Genomic DNA, 17105 nt, shown 5'->3' with positions numbered 1-17105 from the left:
GGCCGGATATGGTCACTGACATGCAATGTCGCTCCCAGGCCGCCCGCACGGGCCGCCCCCGCAGCGCCGCCGCGGACGCCGCGATCCTGGAGGCGACGCGCACGGCCCTGGTCGAACTGGGCTGGTCCAAACTGACGTTGGGGTACGTGGCGACCCTCGCCGGAGTCGCCAAGACGACCCTCTACCGCCGCTGGGCGGGCAAGAACGAACTCGTCGTCGACGCCGTGGCCGTTCTCTTCGACGAGCTGGAGCTGCCCGACCGGGGCAGCCTGGCCGCCGACATCGAGGGCGTGGTGCTCCAGTTCGCGGCGCTCCTGGACCGCCCGGAGGCGAAGACGGCGCTGATGGCCGTGGTGGCGGAGTCCACCCGCGACGAACCGCTGCGTGAACGCATCCGCACGTCCATCGTCGACCGCCAGAAGCGCCTGGTCATGGAGGGCCGCGCCCGTGCCCAGGCCCGCGGCGAACTCCCCCCGGAGACGGACCCCGTCGCCGCCGCCCGTACCGCCGATCTGATCTTCGACGTGGTCGCCGGAGCGGTCGTCCATCGCACCCTGGTCAGCGCGGAACCCGCCGACGAGGAATGGGTGCGCTCCTTCACCCGGATCCTGCTCCTCGGCCTGACCGGCGCGGCGGCCGAGGGCTGAGGGCCGAAAGGGGCACGCGGGCCGGACCCGGACGCGCGTGGCCCCCGCCGCCCCGGTCCCGGGAAGGACAGGGGCGGCGGGGGCCACGGAGACCGGCAGGGCGCCGCGGGCCCTGCCCGCGCCACCGGGAAGGGCCCGCGGCGCCCTGAAGGCGCGAGGGCGCGCTCAGAAGCCCGCCGGCTCCGTGTACACCCCCCACTCGTCCCGCAGGACACCGCAGATCTCACCCAGCGTCGCCTCGGCGCGGACCGCCTCCAGCATCGGGGTGATCATGTTGGAACCGTCGCGGGCCGCGGCGAGCATGGCGTCCAGCGCGCCGCGCACGGCGGCCTCGTCCCGGCCGCCCTTGCGCGAGGCCAGCACCCGCACCTGCTCGCGCTCCACCTCGTGGCTGACCCGGAGGATCTCCAGGTCGCCGGTCACGGACCCGTGGTGGACGTTGACGCCGACGACGCGCTTGTCGCCCTTCTCGACCGACCGCTGGTACTGGAAGGCCGACTCGGCGATCTCGCCGGTGAACCAGCCGTCCTCGATCCCGCGCAGGATGCCGGAGGTGATGGGACCGATCGGGTGACGCCCGTCCGGGTGCGCCCGCAGTCCGCGCTCCCTGATCTGCTCGAAGATCTTCTCCGCGTCGGCCTCGATCCGGTCGGTGAGCTGCTCGACGTACCAGGAACCGCCCAGCGGGTCGGCGACGTTGGCGACGCCGGTCTCCTCCATGAGCACCTGCTGCGTCCGCAGGGCGATCTCCGCGGCCTGCTCGGACGGCAGCGCGAGCGTCTCGTCCAGCGCGTTGGTGTGCAGGGAGTTCGTGCCGCCGAGGACCGCCGCGAGCGCCTCCACCGCGGTGCGCACGACGTTGTTGTACGGCTGCTGGGCCGTCAGCGAGACGCCGGCGGTCTGCGTGTGGAAACGCAGCCACTGCGCCTTCTCGGAGGTGGCGCCGTACACGTCCCGCATCCAGCGGGCCCAGATCCGGCGGGCCGCGCGGAACTTGGCGATCTCCTCGAAGAAGTCGACGTGCGCGTCGAAGAAGAAGGAGAGACCGGGGGCGAAGACGTTCACGTCGAGCCCTCGGGAGAGCCCCAGTTCGACGTAGCCGAAGCCGTCGGCCAGCGTGTACGCGAGCTCCTGTGCGGCCGTGGAGCCCGCCTCCCGGATGTGGTAGCCGGAGACGGAGAGCGGCTTGTACGCGGGGATCTTCTCGGCGCAGTGCTCCATCAGGTCGCCGATGAGACGCAGGTGCGGCTCGGGCTGGAAGAGCCACTCCTTCTGCGCGATGTACTCCTTGAAGATGTCGGTCTGGAGCGTGCCGTTCAGCACGGCGGGGTCGATGCCCTGGCGCTCGGCGGCGACCAGGTACATGCAGAAGACGGGCACGGCGGGACCGCTGATCGTCATCGACGTGGTGACGTCACCGAGCGGGATGTCCTGGAAGAGGACCTCCATGTCGGCCGCCGAGTCGATCGCGACACCGCAGTGGCCGACCTCGCCGAGCGCCCGGGGGTCGTCCGAGTCGCGGCCCATCAGCGTGGGCATGTCGAAGGCCACGGAGAGCCCGCCGCCGCCGTTGGCGAGGATCTTCTTGTAGCGCTCGTTGGTCTGCTCGGCGTTGCCGAATCCGGCGAACTGCCGGATGGTCCAGGTGCGCCCCCGGTAGCCGGTCGCGTGCAGCCCCCGGGTGAAGGGGTACTCGCCGGGCCAGCCGATCCGCTCGAAGCCTTCGTAGGCGTCCCCGGGCCGGGGACCGTACGCCGGCTCCACGGGATCACCGGAGAGCGTGGTGAAGTCGGCATCGCGCTTGCGCGAAGCGTCATAGCGGGCCTGCCAGCGTCGGCGGCCTTCCTCGATGGCGTGAGCGTCCATACCCTCGAATTTACTAGGACGTCCTAGTAAATGTCGATGGCAAACCGCCGCACGGTGTCGTGCGGCGGTTCGGATCAGGCCTTGGCGACCGCGGGAGAACCCTCCGCGATCTGCGATTCCAGCTCCTGGCTGACGCGACGCTCCACGAAGAAGGCGGCCGTCGGGATCGTGCCCGCCAGCAGCACCCAGAGCTGCTTGCCGACCGGCCACCTCGCCTTGGAGCCCAGGTCGAAGGCGAACACCAGGTAGAGGACGTACAGCCAGCCGTGCGCGATGGCGACGACACGGGTGAAGTCCGCGGCGCCGTCGACGCCCAGGCCGTACTTGGCGATCATGCCGAGGCACAGCAGGACCAGCAGCACGCCGGTGACGTAGGCCAGGACGCGGTAGCGGGTCAGGACGCTCTTCTTCATGGGTACGAGGGTAACGACCCCTTTTGCGCGATCTTCGCGCGCCCCCACGCCCCGCCGCCCGCCGTCCGCCGCCCGGGTGGTGCGCCTACACGTCGTCGAAGTCGTGCGCGGCGACCCGCAGCGGACGCAGCATCGCGAAGATCTCCGCGCACTCCTCCGCGTCGTAGGCCCCGAGACCGAAGTCCATCGCCATCAGGTCGCGGGTGGCCGCGTCACAGACCTCGCGGCCCTTCTCGGTGATCGAGGCGAGGGTGCCCCGCCCGTCGTTGGGGTTCGGGCGCCTGGCGACGAGCCCGGACCGCACCAGCCGGTCCACCGTGTTGGTGACGGACGTCGGGTGCACCATGAGCCGCTCGCCGATCTTGGACATCGGCAGCTCGCCCGCCTTGGAGAAGGTGAGCAGCACCAGGGCCTCGTAGCGCGCGAAGGTCAGCCCGTACGGCTTGACGACCGCGTCCACCTCGGCCAGCAGGATCTGGTGCGCGCGCATGATCGAGGTGATCGCGGCCATGGAGGGCACGGAACCCCAGCGCTGCCGCCAGTGTTCGTCGGCACGGGCGATGGGATCGAAGGCAAGACTGAGCGGCTTCGGCACGCCAGTGACCTTACCGGCCGGTCACATCGTGGTCAGCCCCGTCTCGCGTTTCGGTATCCGCCCCCGCGGCGGCCGGGGTCCGGGCCTCCTCCACCGCCCCCGGCCCGGCACCTTCCGCACCGGCCCCGGCGTCCCGTCCGGTGCGCCGAGCCGCCACCGCCAGGCCCGCGCAGACCACGGTCCCCAGCACCCCCGCGCCCACGACCGTCGCCCGTGCCCCGGCGAACTCCGCCACCGCGCCCGACAGCGCCATCCCCACGCCCTGGACCGTCATCAGCCCCGCCGAGTTCAACGTCATCGCGCGCCCGAGCAGTTCGTCCGGCACCGCCCGCACGAACCACTGGTCCAGGCCGAGGGTGTACGCCGATCCGGCGCCCGCGAGCACCAGCAGGGCAACCGACCAGCCGAGCCCCGGCCGCAGCGCGTACCCGACGTAGGGCAGCAGCGTGACGCAGACCAGCGGGAGGGTGAGCCGGTTCCGGGTGGCCGGCCGCAGCCGCGAGCCCGCGAACAGCTCCCCCGCGATCGTGCCGACCGGCAGCGCGCACATCAGCAGGCCGAGCCCGGCCGAACCGGCGCCGATGCCGTCGGCGTACGGCGCCGCCAGCGCCTCCGGGACGACCGCGAACATCGGGGGCACCCAGAACAGCAGGAGCAGTACGAGCGTCCGGCGGTCTCCGAGGATCCGCCGGGCCCCGCCGAGGGAGCCCCGCACGAGCGACCGTCCCCGGCCGGCCCGCGCGGGCCGCCGACGGGTGCCGAACCGCAGCAGCACGGCGGAGAGCAGGAAGGTGCAGACCGTCACGAGGAGCGCGCGCCGCGGTGACACGACGGTGAGCAGCAGCCCGCCCGCCCCGAACCCGGCCAGCAGCGCGCCCTGCGAGACGATCCGCAGCAGCGAACGGCCGAGCACGAACAGCTCTCCGTCGCCGAGGACGTCGGCGAGGGTCGCCGTCCGGGTCCCCTGGAAGACCGGACCGATCAGGGCGAGCGCGGCCCGCATCACGAGCAGCACCGCGATGGGCGTGCCCGGCACCACCATCACGGCCACGCATCCCGCGCACACCAGATCGCAGACCACCAGGACCCGGCGGGCCGGGAACCGGTCCGCGACGCCCGAGAGCAGGGTGCCGCCGATCAGATAGGGCAGGAAGCCGAGGGCGAACGTCAGGGCGCTCAGCAGCGGAGAGCCCGTCAGGTCGTAGACGAGGACGGACAGCGTGATCTCGGCGACGACGAGTCCGAGCAGCGAGAACGCGTGCGCGACGAAGAGCGCGCGGAACTCGGGCACGGCGAAGACCGGGCCGTAACCGGTGGGCGCGGGCGCGGTCTCCCCCGCGCTCTCCGGAAGGTTCTCCGGGAGGTGCCCCGGAGGGTTCTCCGGGAGGCCCTTCGGGGTGCTTGTGTCTGCTTCTGGCATGGGTGACAGCGTGCCCGGCCGCGCCCCGCCGCCGTAAAGTTTCGGTGTCAGCCGAATGTCCTGGAGCCGTGTCATGCCGTCGCTGCTGCACTTCGGGGAGGACGACCTCCTCAACTGCCGCTTCGCGGTGTCGCCCTTGTGGGAGACGCAGGAGGCGGTCCGCACACTCAACCGGCCCGTGCGGCACGGCTATCACGCGCACTGGCTGCGCCGCATCCGCGCCGCGGCGGCCGGACTCGACCTCGCGCCGCTGTGGCTGCTGATGCCACAGCGCGGCTACTCCCCCGACTGGCTCGGCCCGCCCCCGCTCGGCCCCGCGGCGAGCTTCGAGGACGAGATCGCCGCGGTGCGCGCGGCCGACCCCGAGGTGGCCCGCGCCGAGACCGCGCGCTCCCTCGCCGACACCCCGGGCGCCGGGGCCTCGCCGCACGGCCGGGCCCTGCTGGCGGACCCCGCCCGCACGGTGCGGGAGCTGACGGACCTGCTGGAGCTGGCCTGGCACACCCTCGTGGAACCCGACTGGCCGCGGCTGCGGGTCCTGCTGGAGGCCGACATCGCGTTCCACTCGCGGCGGCTCGCCGAGGTCGGGCTCGGGGGCCTGCTGCCCGAGATCGACCGGCGGTTCGGCTGGCGCTCGCACACCCTGACCGTCGAGGTCAGCGGTCGGCACGAACGGCACCTGGCCGGACAGGGCCTGGTCCTGATGCCGAGCGTCTTCTCCTGGCCCGATGTGATCAGCGGTTTCGAGCCGCCCTGGCAGCCGACCCTCGTGTACCCGGCGCGCGGAGTCGGCGGCCTGTGGACCGAACCGGCGGACCGCACCCCCGACGCGCTCGTCCGGCTGCTCGGGCGCGGCCGGGCCACCGTGCTCACCGCGCTCGACGAACCGGCCGGCACGACGGCGCTCGCCCACCGGCTGCGCCTCGCTCCGTCGTCGGTGTCCGCCCATCTCGCCGCCCTGCGCGACGCGGGCCTGCTCGTCTCGCGCCGGTACGGGCACCAGGTGCTGTACGAGCGGACGCCGCTGGGGATCGCGCTGGTCTCGGGCGGCGACTGACCCGGGCACGCCCACCACGCCACGCCGCACCGCCCCCTCCATGAACCCTTATGCGACGATTGGTGACCATCCGTCACCTTCGCGCAAGGGAGCAGCATGCCCCGGCTGAGTCACGCGGCCCTCGCGGCCCTCACGGTGTTCGGACTCCTGGCGGGCTGCTCGCCCGCGCCCGAGGCCGGCGAGGCCTCCGCCGCCGGCGCCGCCCCGAAGCGGCGGGACTCCGCCGCCCGTTCGCCGTTCTGGGTGGATCCGAGCGGCCCCGCGGCGCGGCAGATCCGGCTGTGGGAGCGGGAGGGCCGCACCCGGGACGCCGCCCTGCTGCGGCGGATCGCGGACGAGCCCGCCGCCCTGTGGCCGGCCGGTGAGACCGACCCGGGCCCGGCGGTCCGTTCGGCGGCCGCGGCCGCGGCCCGGGAAGGACGGACGGCGGTGTTCGTGGCGTACGACATCCCGCACCGGGACTGCGGCCAGCACTCGGCGGGCGGCGCCGCGGACGCGGACGCCTACCGGCGGTGGATCGGCCGGTTCGCCGACGCGCTCGGGGGCGGCCGGGCCCTGGTGATCCTGGAACCGGACGCCGTCGCGCACATCGCGGACGGCTGTGCCCCGGGCGAGTACCACGACGAGCGGGAGCGGTTGCTGAGCGAGGCGATCCTCCGGCTGAAGGCCCGGCCGGGCACCAAGGTGTACCTGGACGCCGGGAACCCGTCCTGGATCCGGGACGTCGACCGGCTGGTGGCGCCCCTGGAACGCGCGGGCATCGCGAACGCCGACGGCTTCTCGCTCAACGTCTCCAACTTCCACACGGACGCCGCCACCAAGCAGTACGGTCTCCGCCTCTCCCGGCTGCTCGGCGGCAAGCACTTCGTCGTGGACACCAGCCGCAGCGGCAACGGCCCGCTGGAGGGCGCCTGGTGCAACCCGCCCGGCCGGGCGCTGGGCACCCGGCCGACCACCGCCACCGGGGAGCCCGCCCTCGACGCCTACCTGTGGATCAAGCGGCCGGGCGAGTCGGACGGGGAGTGCGGGGGCGGCCCGGCGGCCGGGCGGTGGTGGCCGGAGTACGCCCTGGAACTGGCGCGCGGCTCCGTCACCTGACCTGGATCCACTTCGCCTCGGACGGCGTGCCCTGACCGTCCGTCACGAAGAGCATGTACCAGCCGGGCGGCACCAGCGCGGGGTCCCTCGGCACGTCGACGGTGACCGAGTTCCCGGTCTTCGTCAGCCCCAGTTCGATCGACCGCTGCTCGACGTCCGTGGTGTGGGTGACGGCGCTGGGCCGCATCAGCCGGGCCTTCGCGATCCGCTCCGGACGGTCGGTGGCGAAGGTCGCCCGGTGGTCCGGGTCGAGCTCCTCGGGACCGCGGCCCAGCACCGGACGGTTCTTTCCGTTCCTGTTCAGGGCGGGCGGGGTGAAGACCTCCATGCGCTGCTCGAAGTGGCCGAGCTTGGTGTTCCGCCGGTCGTCGAAGAGCGGGTCCGAGCCGAAGGTGACGACGCGGCCGTCGGGCAGCAGCAGGGCCTCGGAGTGGTAGTTGCGGCCCACGCGCGGGGACGCGGCCTCACGGAAGCGGTTGGTCCGGGGATCGTAGAACTGCGCCTTGAGGATGTTGCTCGCGCCGCGGCCCCGGTAGTCCTCGGAGCCGTTGGTGGTGAGGACGGAGTCGTCCGGCATGATCACGCTGTTCAGGTAGCGGGTGCCCTGGGGAAGGTCGGGACCGTCCTGGAAGACCGGGCTGTCCTTCTTGAGGTCGACCACCGCGGTGCGGGCCGTGGACCTCTTGGACTCACCGACTCCGCCGCCGCCGAGGATCATCACCTTCTGGTCCTGGGCGGGCGGGAGCAGGAGCGAGGCGGAGGTCTCCGTCTCGTCGGCGTCGCGCAGGCCCGGCACCTTCTGGAAGGTGTTGGTCCGCGGATCCCACAGACCCGCCTCGCGGCCCCGGTCGGCGGGTCCGTACCCGGCGTTGGAGCCCGGGTAGAAGAGCTTGCCGCCCTTGGTGAGGAAGAGGGCCGGGTAGGTGGGGAAGTAGCGCTGGGGGCCGCGGCTCCATTTCCTGGTCCCCGGGTCGTAGATCTCGTTGTCGCCGGGGTCGACGGCCCCGACGTCGTCGAGTCCGGAGACGGCGAGGACGCGTCCGTCGTCGAGTCCCACGAGGGTCGGGTACCAGCGGGCCTTCTCCATCGGGTCGACGGGGATGTACTTCTCGGCCTTCGGGTCGAACTCGTAGGCGGCCCTGATCCCCTGGAAGTCCTGTTTCTCCAGGGTGATCCGCTCCGAGAGGCCGTACGTGTTGGCGGCGTCCTCGCCCCGCAGGCCGACGATCCCGTACTGGGCCCGCCGGTCGGTGACCGACCGCGGTCCCTTCTCCTCGGCCTCCACGAAGACCCGCGCCTCACCGGCGGTGACCTCGGTCTTCCAGGGCCGCATGACACCGGCCCGGTCGTAGGTGACCACCTGGTCCCGCCGGGCCCGGGGAACCGTCACGTCCGCCCCGCTGACGTAACGGACGCCGGCCGGCGAGCGGAAGACGGTGCCCTTCTTGAGGACGACCTCCTTGTCGGGGTTCTCGTTCTTCACCCGCATGCCGCCGCCGGCCCGCTCGACCTCGCCGTCCAGCTTCTCGTAGCGGGCGGTGCCGCCGGCCACGAGCAGCCTCCCGTCGGGGAGCTGGGCGTGCCCGGAGCAGAAGAAGTCGTCCGGGGTGGGGACCTTCTCGAAGGTGTTCGTCCTCGGATCCCACAGGACCGTGTCGAAGGATCCCCTGTCGAACTTCTTCTGCTCGTTGCCCGACCCGGCGACGATGAGCACCTTCCCGGTGTGCAGCAGGGCCGCGTGGATCGCGTTGGTGCGGTACCGCTCGGGGATGTCGATCCCGCTCCAGGAGCCGTACCTCGCCCGGTAGGCGGGCCGGGAGATCTCGTACTCGTGGTACCTCTCACCGGCGAAGCCGAGCGCGGCCGGTGCGTTGAGTCCCGCCAGGACGGTGATCCCCGCGATGCCGAGCGCCGTCTTCCTCGTCCTCTTCGAGGGCCGGTACGTCATGGTCTAGATGCCTCCTGCCGTGGAGCCGGTGACCGTGGCCGGGGCGCGGCCGGCGGCGAGCGCGCCCTCATGGCCGTCCGGAACGCGGGCGGTGGGGCGCGGCGCCGGACGGGTCCGGGCCCGGCGCTCCCCGGCGAGGGTGCGGACCCACACGCCGACCGGTGCGAGGGAGATCGCCATGGCCAGCAGCGCCCAGGTCCGCATGGCCGCGTGGGTGTGGCCGAGGACGGCCGACGCGCCGAGCGAGACGGCGAGGAACGCGGCCCAGCCGAGGTGGACGCGGAAGGTCCGGAGCCGGTCGGCGCTGGCGCCCTGGCCCTTCGGGGTGACGACGAACCGGCTGGGGCGCCGGAGCAGGGCCTCGCTCAGCGCCTTCAGATAGACGGGGGCCGACAGGGCCGACATCGCCATGCCCGCCAGGCCGCCCGATCCCTCGGGTTCGTGCGGCGAGACGTTGTGGCGCCGGTTCCACAGGTACAGGCCGATCTGGAGGGCGGCCGCGTCGCTGTAGAGCATCAGCCACACGGAGGCCGTGACCTGGGTCCCGGAGGCCCCGAACCACAGGAAGAGGAAGCAGCTGAGAACCCCCAGAAGCCAGTTGACGGCCGCCATCGGGTAGTAGACGAGCATCAGGGTGTACGAGAGCAGCCGGCCGGCCGGCATGGTGGACGGCGCCTTCCAGTACTGCTTGAGCAGCGTCTCGTAGGTGCCGCGCGACCAGCGCAGCTGCTGGGTGAAGAAGTCGGTCCAGGAGGAGGGACCCTCACCGACGGCGAGGACGTCCGGTGTGTAGACGGACCGCCAGTGCCGGCCCGTCCTCGGGTTCCGGTGCCGGTGCAGTTCGAACCCGGTGGCCATGTCCTCGGTGATGGAGTCGTACAGCCCGCCGATCTGCCGGAGGGCCGCGATGCGTACGACGTTGTTGGTGCCGACGAACATGGGCGCGCGGTAGCGGTTGGCGGCGCGCTGGATCAGGGCGTGGAAGAGGAACTGCTGGGACTCGGCGGCCTTGGTGACGGGGTTCCCGTAGTTCCCGTACACCTGGGGACCGACGACGAACGCGACGTCGGGGTCCCGGAGGTAGCCCATCATGCGCTCCAGGAAGCCGGGCAGCGGGACGTGGTCGGTGTCCACGGAGGCGAAGAAGTCGTACGCGTGGCCGTACAGGGAGAGCCACGCGTTGTAGTTGCCGTGCTTGGTGCGGGCCTTGTGCCTCCCCTCGGGGCGGTTCCACTCGGGCACGCCCTTCCGGCTGAAGTGCCGCACCCGGAGTTCGGCGCAGAGGGCCTTGGCCCGCTCGTCGTCGCCCTCGTCGAGGAGCCAGATGTCGAGGGGGCCGCTGTGGGTGATCCGGACCGCGCCCTCGAGGGTGGCGCGGACCATGGAGAGGGGTTCCTTTCCCGGGACGTAGGTGGTGAGGAAGGCGACCCGGGTGCCCTGCGCGGGAACGACGGGAACGGGGTCGCTCGCGACCACGGTCGCGTGAGCGATGCTCAGGACGTTGACGACCATGAACAGTTCGATCAGGCCGATGGCCACGAACATGGTGGTGTCGAGACCGATCAGCCAGACCTCTCCGCCCTCGCGGCGCACCCGGTGCGTGGGCCACACGAGGTAGACGAGGAGCGCGCCGGTGAGGACGGGGGCCAGGATCATCAGCAGGAGTGCGCCTATTCGACGCGGCTCGCGCGACAGGAGCCTGGTGTACTCCACCCGGTAGGGGGCCCCGGAGGGCGGCCGGGTCAGCGGTCCGGCGAGTCGGCTGTAGGTCTCGTAGTCGTAGCCCTCGGGCCGCACGTCGCCCTCCCGTGGTTGAACGTGTCCGGTGTCGCTCGGGGGTTCGCTCTGGCTGGTACCCACACACAAGTGGAGATTTCACGACGTGTCGAACGGGGCGCGTCCGATGGGGTGCGCGGGGCGTGCGGGCGGGTGGTCTTCACGTCCCCGGCACGGCCGTTCCGCCGGCGCCCCGGTCGCCTCGGCCGTCCGGGCACGGAAAGACCCCGGTCCGAAGGACCGGGGTCACGGGTGCGGGGTCACGGGTGCGGGGTCACGGGTGCGGGGTCATCACCCCGCGGTCGTGGCCGACATGACGACATCCCGTCATGACCGACATGCCGATATGCCGTCACACCGACACGTCGTCAGGCCGACAGGTGTCGCTCCACCGTCTCCACCTTGGAGGTGAGACCGTCCGTCACACCGGGGCGGATGTCCGCCTTGAGGACGACCGAGACGCGCGGAGCGCGCTCCTCGACGACGGCGACGGCGCGCTTGACGACGGCCATCACCTCGTCCCAGTCACCTTCGATCGAGGTGAACATCGCGTCGGTGCGGTGCGGCAGGCCCGATTCGCGGACGACCCGGACGGCGTCGGCGACGTACTCCCCCACGTCCTCGCCGACACCCAGCGGCGTCACGGAGAAGGCGACGATCACGCGTTCACGACCTTGACCTCGGAGGCGCGGGAGGCGACGACCGCGTCCTCGGTCTCGCCCTTGAGCCTGCGCTCGGCGAAGAACCCGCCGGCGGGCAGGACGGAGAGGGCGAAGTAGAGGGCGCTGGTGCCGACGCTCCACCGGGCGCGGTACCAGGCGAGCGCCCAGAAGATCAGGTACAGGATGAAGAGGACGGCGTGGACGCGGCCCATCACGGGCACGGCGTTGAACTCCGTGGTGCGCTTCAGTACCGAGCAGACCATCAGCAGCAGGAAGGAGACGGCTTCGGGGGCCGAGACCAGGCGGAGCCGGCGGAGTGCGTTGGCGGTCTTCATGTCCACGGGTCACCTTCGGGGGAGTCGCTGTCGGAGGAGGGGACGCCGAGCTTTGTGAACGCAAGCACAAGCGTCCCGGTCATTGTGGCATCCACCGGGCTGGATCTTGGGGCCGGGGCCCTGAGGGTCCCCTCAGGGGTGAGATCCGCCTCGGGGCCCTGTCGGCGGTCCCGCGCTGCGGCTACCGTCGCAGCGTGGCGATGTTTCGACTTCAGGGCAGCAAGGTGCTGGCCGTCGACATGACCGGGGACGCCGTGAAGGCGAAGAACGGCTCCATGGTCGCGTACGACGGCCAGATGGCCTTCAAGAAGCTGAGCGGGGGCGGTGACGGGGTCCGGGGGATGGTGACCCGGCGCCTCACCGGCGAGCAGATGACGGTGATGGAGGTGAAGGGGCACGGCACGTGCTGGTTCGCGGACCGGGCCTCGGAGATCAACCTGGTGGCTCTTCAGGGGGACAAGCTGTACGTGGAGTCGAGCAACCTGCTCGCCACGGACGCGGGTCTGCGCACGGGCACGACGTTCACGGGGCTGCGCGGCGCCTCGCAGGGCAACGGTCTGTTCACGACCACCGTCGAGGGCCACGGCCAGGCGGCGATCATGTCGGACGGGCCCGCGGTGGTGCTGCGCGTCAGTTCCCAGTACCCGCTGACGGTCGATCCGGGGGCGTACATCGCGCACCAGGGGAACGTGCGGCAGTCGTTGCAGTCCGGCGTGACGTTCCGCACGCTCCTCGGTGAGGGCGGCGGCGAGGCGTTCCAGATGCGCTTCGAGGGCGACGGCCTGGTCTACGTCCAGCCCAGTGAGCGCAACACGATCGCGGGGGATGTGTGACATGCCGTTCCGCGAGGTGAATTCCAAGATGGTCGAGGCGACGGTGGTACCGGGGCAGCGGCTGTTCAGTCAGCGGGGCGCGATGCTCGCGTACAAGGGCGAGGTGTCGTTCACGCCCAACGTGCAGGGCGGGCAGGGCGGGGTGATGTCGATGATCGGCCGCCGGCTGGCCAACGAGGCGACTCCCCTGATGACCGTCGAGGGCGCGGGCACGGTGCTGTTCGGGCACGGCGGCCACCACGTCCAGGTGATCAGCCTCACCGGTGACACCCTGTACGTCGAGGCGGACCGGCTGCTGGCCTTCGACGGGACCCTTCAGCAGGGCACGATGTTCCTGGGCTCGCAGGGCGGCGTGATGGGCATGGTGCGGGGCCAGGTGACGGGTCAGGGACTCTTCACCACCACGCTCGAGGGGCACGGGGCGGTGGCCGTGATGGCGCACGGCGGTGTCTTCGAGGTCCCGATCACTCCGCAGCGGCCGGTGCACGTCGACCCCCAGGCGTACGTGGCCCACCACGGCGACGTCCGCAACAAGCTGTCCACGGCGTTGGGCTGGCGCGACATGGTGGGGCGCGGTTCGGGCGAGGCGTTCCAGCTGGAGCTGAGCGGGAGCGGTTCGGTGTACGTCCAGGCCTCGGAGGAGAAGCTGTGAGCGGGTACGGAACCCCCGGCGGCCCGGTGATCCACGATCCGATGTCGCTGCCGGTCGACGACAACGTGAACAACTACACCTTCTGCGTGGAGCTCAAGGGGAGCCAGTGGTTCCTGCAGAAGGGCAAGATGATCGCCTACTACGGCTCGATGGAGTTCAACGGCATCGGGCACGGCCGTCTTGACCGTCTTGTCCGTACGTCGTTCCATTCGCCTCTGCACGCGAGCGACTGGGTCGTGGCGGAGGGTTCGGGCAAGATGCTGCTCGCCGACCGGGCCTTCGACGTCAATTCGTACGACTTGGACAACGGCAACCTGACCATTCGCTCCGGCAACTTGCTCGCTTTTCAGCCAAGTCTCGCACTCAAGCAATCGATCGTGCCGGGTTTTCTGACCCTTATCGGAACCGGCAAGTTTGTGGCCGCGTCCAACGGTCCGGTGGTGTTCATGGAACCCCCGCTCCGGGTGGACCCGCAGGCCCTCGTCGGATGGGCGGACTGCCCCTCCCCCTGCCACCACTACGACCACGGGTACATGACCGGCGTCATGGGCGGTCTACGTGCGATGACGGGCCTCGGCGGGGCTTCCGGGGAGGAGCACCAGTTCGAGTTCGTGGGGGCCGGCACGGTGCTGCTCCAGTCCACCGAGATCCTGATGGCGGAGCAGGCCACCGGGGCGGTCCCGCAGCAGGCCGGGGTGCCCGGCGCGGGAGGGGTGCCCGGTCAGCACGGGCAGCCGGCCGGCGCACCGCGCCTTCCCGGACAGCTGGGAGACCTCCAGCGTCGCTTCGGGCTGTGAGCGGTAGTCTGCGGAGTGTGACGTCGAACGCGCATCGAACACGTGCGCACGGTCACACAACCCCTCACTAGTTCGCATTTCAACATTTTAGGTAGACTTCATTTATGGAGACCGAGACGGCCACGCCCTGGCTGACCGATGCGGAGCAGTGCGCCTGGCGCACCCACCTGGAGGTCAACAGGCTGTTGACGTACCAGCTTGAGAGGGATCTTCAGCCGTTCGGGCTGACGATGAACGACTACGAGATCCTGGTGAACCTCTCCGAGTCGGAGGGCCTACGCATGCGGATGAGCGACCTCGCGTCCGCCACCCTCCAGTCCAAGAGCCGACTCTCCCACCAGGTCACGCGCATGGAGAACGCGGATCTCGTGCGCCGGGAGAACTGCGAGTCGGACCGGCGGGGGCTGTACGCGGTCCTCACCGAGCACGGCATGGAGACGATGAAGAAGGTCTCGCCGCATCATGTGGCGTCCGTACGGAGGCACTTCATCGACCTGGTGTCGCCGGAGTCGCTGGAGGACCTGCACAAGTCGCTGCGGCCCATCGCCGAACACCTGCTGGGGCAGCGCGGCAAGCCGTAGGCCGGGGCCCCTCAGAGGGCCCCGAGCGGCAGCCGGAGCTCGAAGAGCGCTCCGCCCGCGGGCGCCTCACCGACCGTGAGCGTCCCGCCGTGCCGCACGGCGACGTCCCGGGCGATGGCGAGGCCGAGACCGGCTCCGCCGTCGTCCCGGCTGCGGGCGTCGTCGAGACGCACGAACCGTTCGAAGACCCGTTCGCGCTGAGCGGCGGGGACGCCGTCCCCGTCGTCGGCGACGGTCAGCACGGCCCACACCCCGTCGGCACGCACCCGCACCTCCACCCGCTCCCGGGCGTGCCGCCGCGCGTTGTCCAGCAGATTGACCAGCAACCGCCCCAACTGCCCCCGAGAACCGGTCACTTGCACGGCGTCCTCGGCCTGGACGGTGACCCCGGTCCGGCGCTCGGCCTCGTCCGCCGCGAGGGCTCCCAGGTCGAAGCGGCCGCCCGCCGGCCGCTCCCCCGCGTCCAGCCGGGCGAGCAGCAACAGGTCCGCGGCGAGCCGTTGCAGTCGTACGGTGTCCTCGATCGCGCCCGCCACATCGAGCAGCTCGGGGTGGGCGGCGCCCACCTCCAGCTGGGTCCGCAGCGAGGCGACGGGGCTGCGCAGCTCGTGCGAGGCGTCGGCGACGAACCGGCGCTGCCGCTCCACCGACGCCTCCAGCGCGGCCAGCGTCTCGTTCGTGGTCCGGGCCAGCCGGGCGACCTCGTCGTGCGCGTCAGGGACGGGCACGCGCCGCGCGAGGTCCTGCGAGGCGGTGATGGCGGCCATCTCGCCGCGGATCCCCTCGACCGGACGCAGGGCGCGCCGGGTCACCCGCCAGGTCACCCCCGCCACCGTCGCCAGGAGGACCGGCAGGCCGATCAGCATGGCCGTCAGGGCGGTGCGGACGGCTCCCTGTTCGGCGGCGAGCGGGGCGCCGGTGTGCACGGTGAGGGTGACGCCCCCGGGGGTGGTCACCTCGACGGCCGCGAACCGGTACGCCGCGGTGGCCCCGTCCACGGTGGCGGTGCCCCTGCTGTTGCTCACGTCCCCGGACATCTCCCCCACGGCGGGGTCGTCGTCCCGACCTGCGTCGTCACCGTCGTCGTCCTTCCCGCCGCTCCTCCCGCTGCCGCTGCCGCTCTCGCCGCTGCCGCCCTTCCCGCTGTTGCCCTTCCCGCTGCCGCCGCCGTCGTCCTCGCCGCTCCGGCCGCCGTGCCGGCCGCGGTCCTCCGAGTCGTCGTCCGACGCGTCGTCCGACTCGTCCGGCGCGGTACCGGACGCGGCTTCGGACGGGGCGTCCGACGCGGCCCCCCGCCGGTCGCCCTGAGCGCCCTCGGCCGGCACCGGGCCCGGCCGTACCGCGCGGATCCCCGTCCCCTCGACGCGCTCCAGCCCCTCGCTCGCGGCGACCAGGCGTCCTTCCTCGTCGGCGACCTGGACCGGGTGCTCCTCGGCGTCGCCGAGCTCCAGGTCCTTGTAGGCGATGCCCGCCGCCAGCTGCGAGGCCACGCGACGGGCCGCCGAATCGGCCTGGGCGTCCGCCTGGTCGACGAGGTCGGCCCGCAGCGAGAGCAGCACCGCGGCGCCCGCGGCGACGAGCGCTACGGCGACCACGAGGGTGGCGGCGAGGGTCGCCTTGGCCCGTACCGACCCGAACGCGTGCCTCATCGTGCCTCCAGGCGGTACCCGGCCCCGCGCACGGTCCGGATCGTCCCGGCTCCGAGTTTGCGGCGCAGCGCGCTGACGTAGACCTCGATGATGTTCGGGTCGCCGTCGTAGGCGAAGTCCCAGACGTGTTCGAGGATCTCGGCCTTGGAGACGACCTCCCCGGCCCGCAGCACCAGGTGTTCGAGGACGGAGAACTCCTTGGTGGTGAGGGCGACTTCGTCCCCGTCGCGCAGCACCCGCCGGGCCGCGGTGTCGACCTCCAGGGGACCGAGGACGTGCACGCGTGAGGCGCCGGCCTGCCCGCGCCTGCGCAGCAGCGCCTTGATCCGGGCGACGAGCACCACGTAGGAGAAGGGTTTCGTCAGGTAGTCGTCGGCGCCGGTGTCGAGCCCCTCGGCCTCGTCGTACTCGCCGTCCTTGGCCGTGAGCATCAGGATCGGGACGTCGTGTCCGGCACCGCGGAGCGCGGCGCACACGCGGTAGCCGTTCATGCCGGGCAGCATGATGTCGAGGACGACGAGGTCGTGGCGCCCCTCCGAGGCCAGGTGCAGTCCTTCGAGCCCGTCGTGCACGACGTCCACGGCGTAGCCCTCGGCCCGCAGGCCCCTCGCGAGCGACAGGGCGAGCCGCTTCTCATCCTCCACGATCAACAGGCGCATGCGCACAGCCTCGCAAATGGAACCTGAAGACGGCTTCAGGTTCCTTCAGGCTGCCTTCAGCATCCTTCCCCCAGATTGGTCCCCGTCCGGCCGCTCCGGCGGAAACGTCCTGGACGA

Annotated in this window: 16 protein-coding genes and 1 pseudogene; 7 read left to right on the top strand and 10 right to left on the bottom strand. The window is 71.7% G+C overall.

The window, feature by feature from the left end; genetic code table 11:
• The first annotated feature begins 20 nt into the window (after positions 1-20).
• Complete coding sequence (locus tag ACFYW7_RS23830) at positions 21-647, top strand: TetR/AcrR family transcriptional regulator (RefSeq protein WP_389505508.1); 627 nt, start codon at positions 21-23, stop codon at positions 645-647.
• Positions 648-812: 165 nt separating this feature from the next.
• Here the strand turns inward: ACFYW7_RS23830 and ACFYW7_RS23825 are convergent, their stop codons facing one another.
• The 4 genes from ACFYW7_RS23825 to ACFYW7_RS23810 all read right to left on the bottom strand — a co-directional run bounded on the left by ACFYW7_RS23825 (position 813) and on the right by ACFYW7_RS23810 (position 4941).
• Positions 813-2513 (bottom strand): methylmalonyl-CoA mutase, encoded by a 1701-nt coding sequence (locus tag ACFYW7_RS23825; protein WP_389505506.1) that lies wholly within the window; start codon positions 2511-2513, stop codon positions 813-815.
• 74 nt (positions 2514-2587) lie between these two features.
• Positions 2588-2926 (bottom strand): DUF3817 domain-containing protein, encoded by a 339-nt coding sequence (locus ACFYW7_RS23820; RefSeq protein ID WP_389505504.1) that lies wholly within the window; start codon positions 2924-2926, stop codon positions 2588-2590.
• Between the two features lie 85 nt (positions 2927-3011).
• Positions 3012-3521, bottom strand: a complete 510-nt coding sequence (locus tag ACFYW7_RS23815) for a MarR family winged helix-turn-helix transcriptional regulator (RefSeq protein WP_389505502.1) — start codon at positions 3519-3521, stop codon at positions 3012-3014.
• Between the two features lie 10 nt (positions 3522-3531).
• Positions 3532-4941 (bottom strand): MFS transporter, encoded by a 1410-nt coding sequence (locus tag ACFYW7_RS23810; RefSeq protein ID WP_389505500.1) that lies wholly within the window; start codon positions 4939-4941, stop codon positions 3532-3534.
• 73 nt (positions 4942-5014) lie between these two features.
• On the opposite strand from ACFYW7_RS23810, the gene ACFYW7_RS23805 reads away from it, so the two are divergent.
• Both ACFYW7_RS23805 and ACFYW7_RS23800 read left to right on the top strand, forming a co-directional pair.
• On the top strand, positions 5015-5998 hold the full coding sequence (locus tag ACFYW7_RS23805; protein ID WP_389505498.1) for a DUF5937 family protein: 984 nt from the start codon (positions 5015-5017) through the stop codon (positions 5996-5998).
• Positions 5999-6094: 96 nt separating this feature from the next.
• Positions 6095-7096, top strand: coding sequence for a glycoside hydrolase family 6 protein (locus tag ACFYW7_RS23800; protein WP_389505496.1), 1002 nt, complete (start codon positions 6095-6097; stop codon positions 7094-7096).
• On the opposite strand, the gene ACFYW7_RS23795 is transcribed toward ACFYW7_RS23800, so the two are convergent.
• The 4 genes from ACFYW7_RS23795 to ACFYW7_RS23780 all read right to left on the bottom strand — a co-directional run bounded on the left by ACFYW7_RS23795 (position 7089) and on the right by ACFYW7_RS23780 (position 11823).
• Positions 7089-9044, bottom strand: a complete 1956-nt coding sequence (locus ACFYW7_RS23795) for a galactose oxidase-like domain-containing protein (RefSeq protein WP_389505494.1) — start codon at positions 9042-9044, stop codon at positions 7089-7091. The genes ACFYW7_RS23800 and ACFYW7_RS23795 overlap by 8 nt on opposite strands.
• A 3-nt stretch (positions 9045-9047) precedes the next feature.
• Positions 9048-10841, bottom strand: a complete 1794-nt coding sequence (locus ACFYW7_RS23790) for a glycosyltransferase family 2 protein (protein ID WP_389505601.1) — start codon at positions 10839-10841, stop codon at positions 9048-9050.
• Between the two features lie 347 nt (positions 10842-11188).
• Complete coding sequence (locus ACFYW7_RS23785) at positions 11189-11482, bottom strand: MTH1187 family thiamine-binding protein (protein WP_389505491.1); 294 nt, start codon at positions 11480-11482, stop codon at positions 11189-11191.
• On the bottom strand, positions 11479-11823 hold the full coding sequence (locus ACFYW7_RS23780; RefSeq protein WP_389505489.1) for a DUF3817 domain-containing protein: 345 nt from the start codon (positions 11821-11823) through the stop codon (positions 11479-11481). Before ACFYW7_RS23780 ends, ACFYW7_RS23785 begins: the two co-directional genes overlap by 4 nt.
• Before the next feature lie 194 nt (positions 11824-12017).
• Here ACFYW7_RS23780 and ACFYW7_RS23775 point away from each other — a divergent pair, with 194 nt between their 5' ends.
• The 4 genes from ACFYW7_RS23775 (at position 12018) to ACFYW7_RS23760 (ending at position 14680) form a co-directional block, all read left to right on the top strand.
• Complete coding sequence (locus tag ACFYW7_RS23775) at positions 12018-12650, top strand: AIM24 family protein (protein ID WP_389505599.1); 633 nt, start codon at positions 12018-12020, stop codon at positions 12648-12650.
• A 1-nt stretch (position 12651) separates the two neighbouring features.
• Positions 12652-13302 (top strand): AIM24 family protein, encoded by a 651-nt coding sequence (locus ACFYW7_RS23770; RefSeq protein WP_389505597.1) that lies wholly within the window; start codon positions 12652-12654, stop codon positions 13300-13302.
• A complete protein-coding gene (locus tag ACFYW7_RS23765) occupies positions 13299-14099 on the top strand; it encodes an AIM24 family protein (RefSeq protein ID WP_389505487.1) in 801 nt (266 codons plus the stop codon). The genes ACFYW7_RS23770 and ACFYW7_RS23765 overlap by 4 nt, the downstream gene beginning before the upstream one ends.
• A gap of 104 nt (positions 14100-14203) precedes the next feature.
• Positions 14204-14680 (top strand): MarR family winged helix-turn-helix transcriptional regulator, encoded by a 477-nt coding sequence (locus ACFYW7_RS23760; protein ID WP_389505485.1) that lies wholly within the window; start codon positions 14204-14206, stop codon positions 14678-14680.
• A gap of 11 nt (positions 14681-14691) precedes the next feature.
• Here the strand turns inward: ACFYW7_RS23760 and ACFYW7_RS23755 are convergent.
• Positions 14692-15696 (bottom strand): annotated as a pseudogene (locus tag ACFYW7_RS23755) (sensor histidine kinase); the annotation flags it as partial.
• Between the two features lie 629 nt (positions 15697-16325).
• Positions 16326-16988: a response regulator transcription factor gene (locus ACFYW7_RS23750; protein ID WP_389505483.1), complete on the bottom strand. Its 663-nt coding sequence runs from the start codon at positions 16986-16988 to the stop codon at positions 16326-16328.
• Positions 16989-17105 lie beyond the last annotated feature (117 nt).

Origin of the sequence: Streptomyces sp. NPDC002580, from assembly GCF_042889485.1 — a bacterium.
Taxonomy (GTDB): Bacteria; Actinomycetota; Actinomycetes; order Streptomycetales; family Streptomycetaceae; genus Streptomyces.
This window is presented reverse-complemented; position numbering and strand designations above follow the sequence as displayed.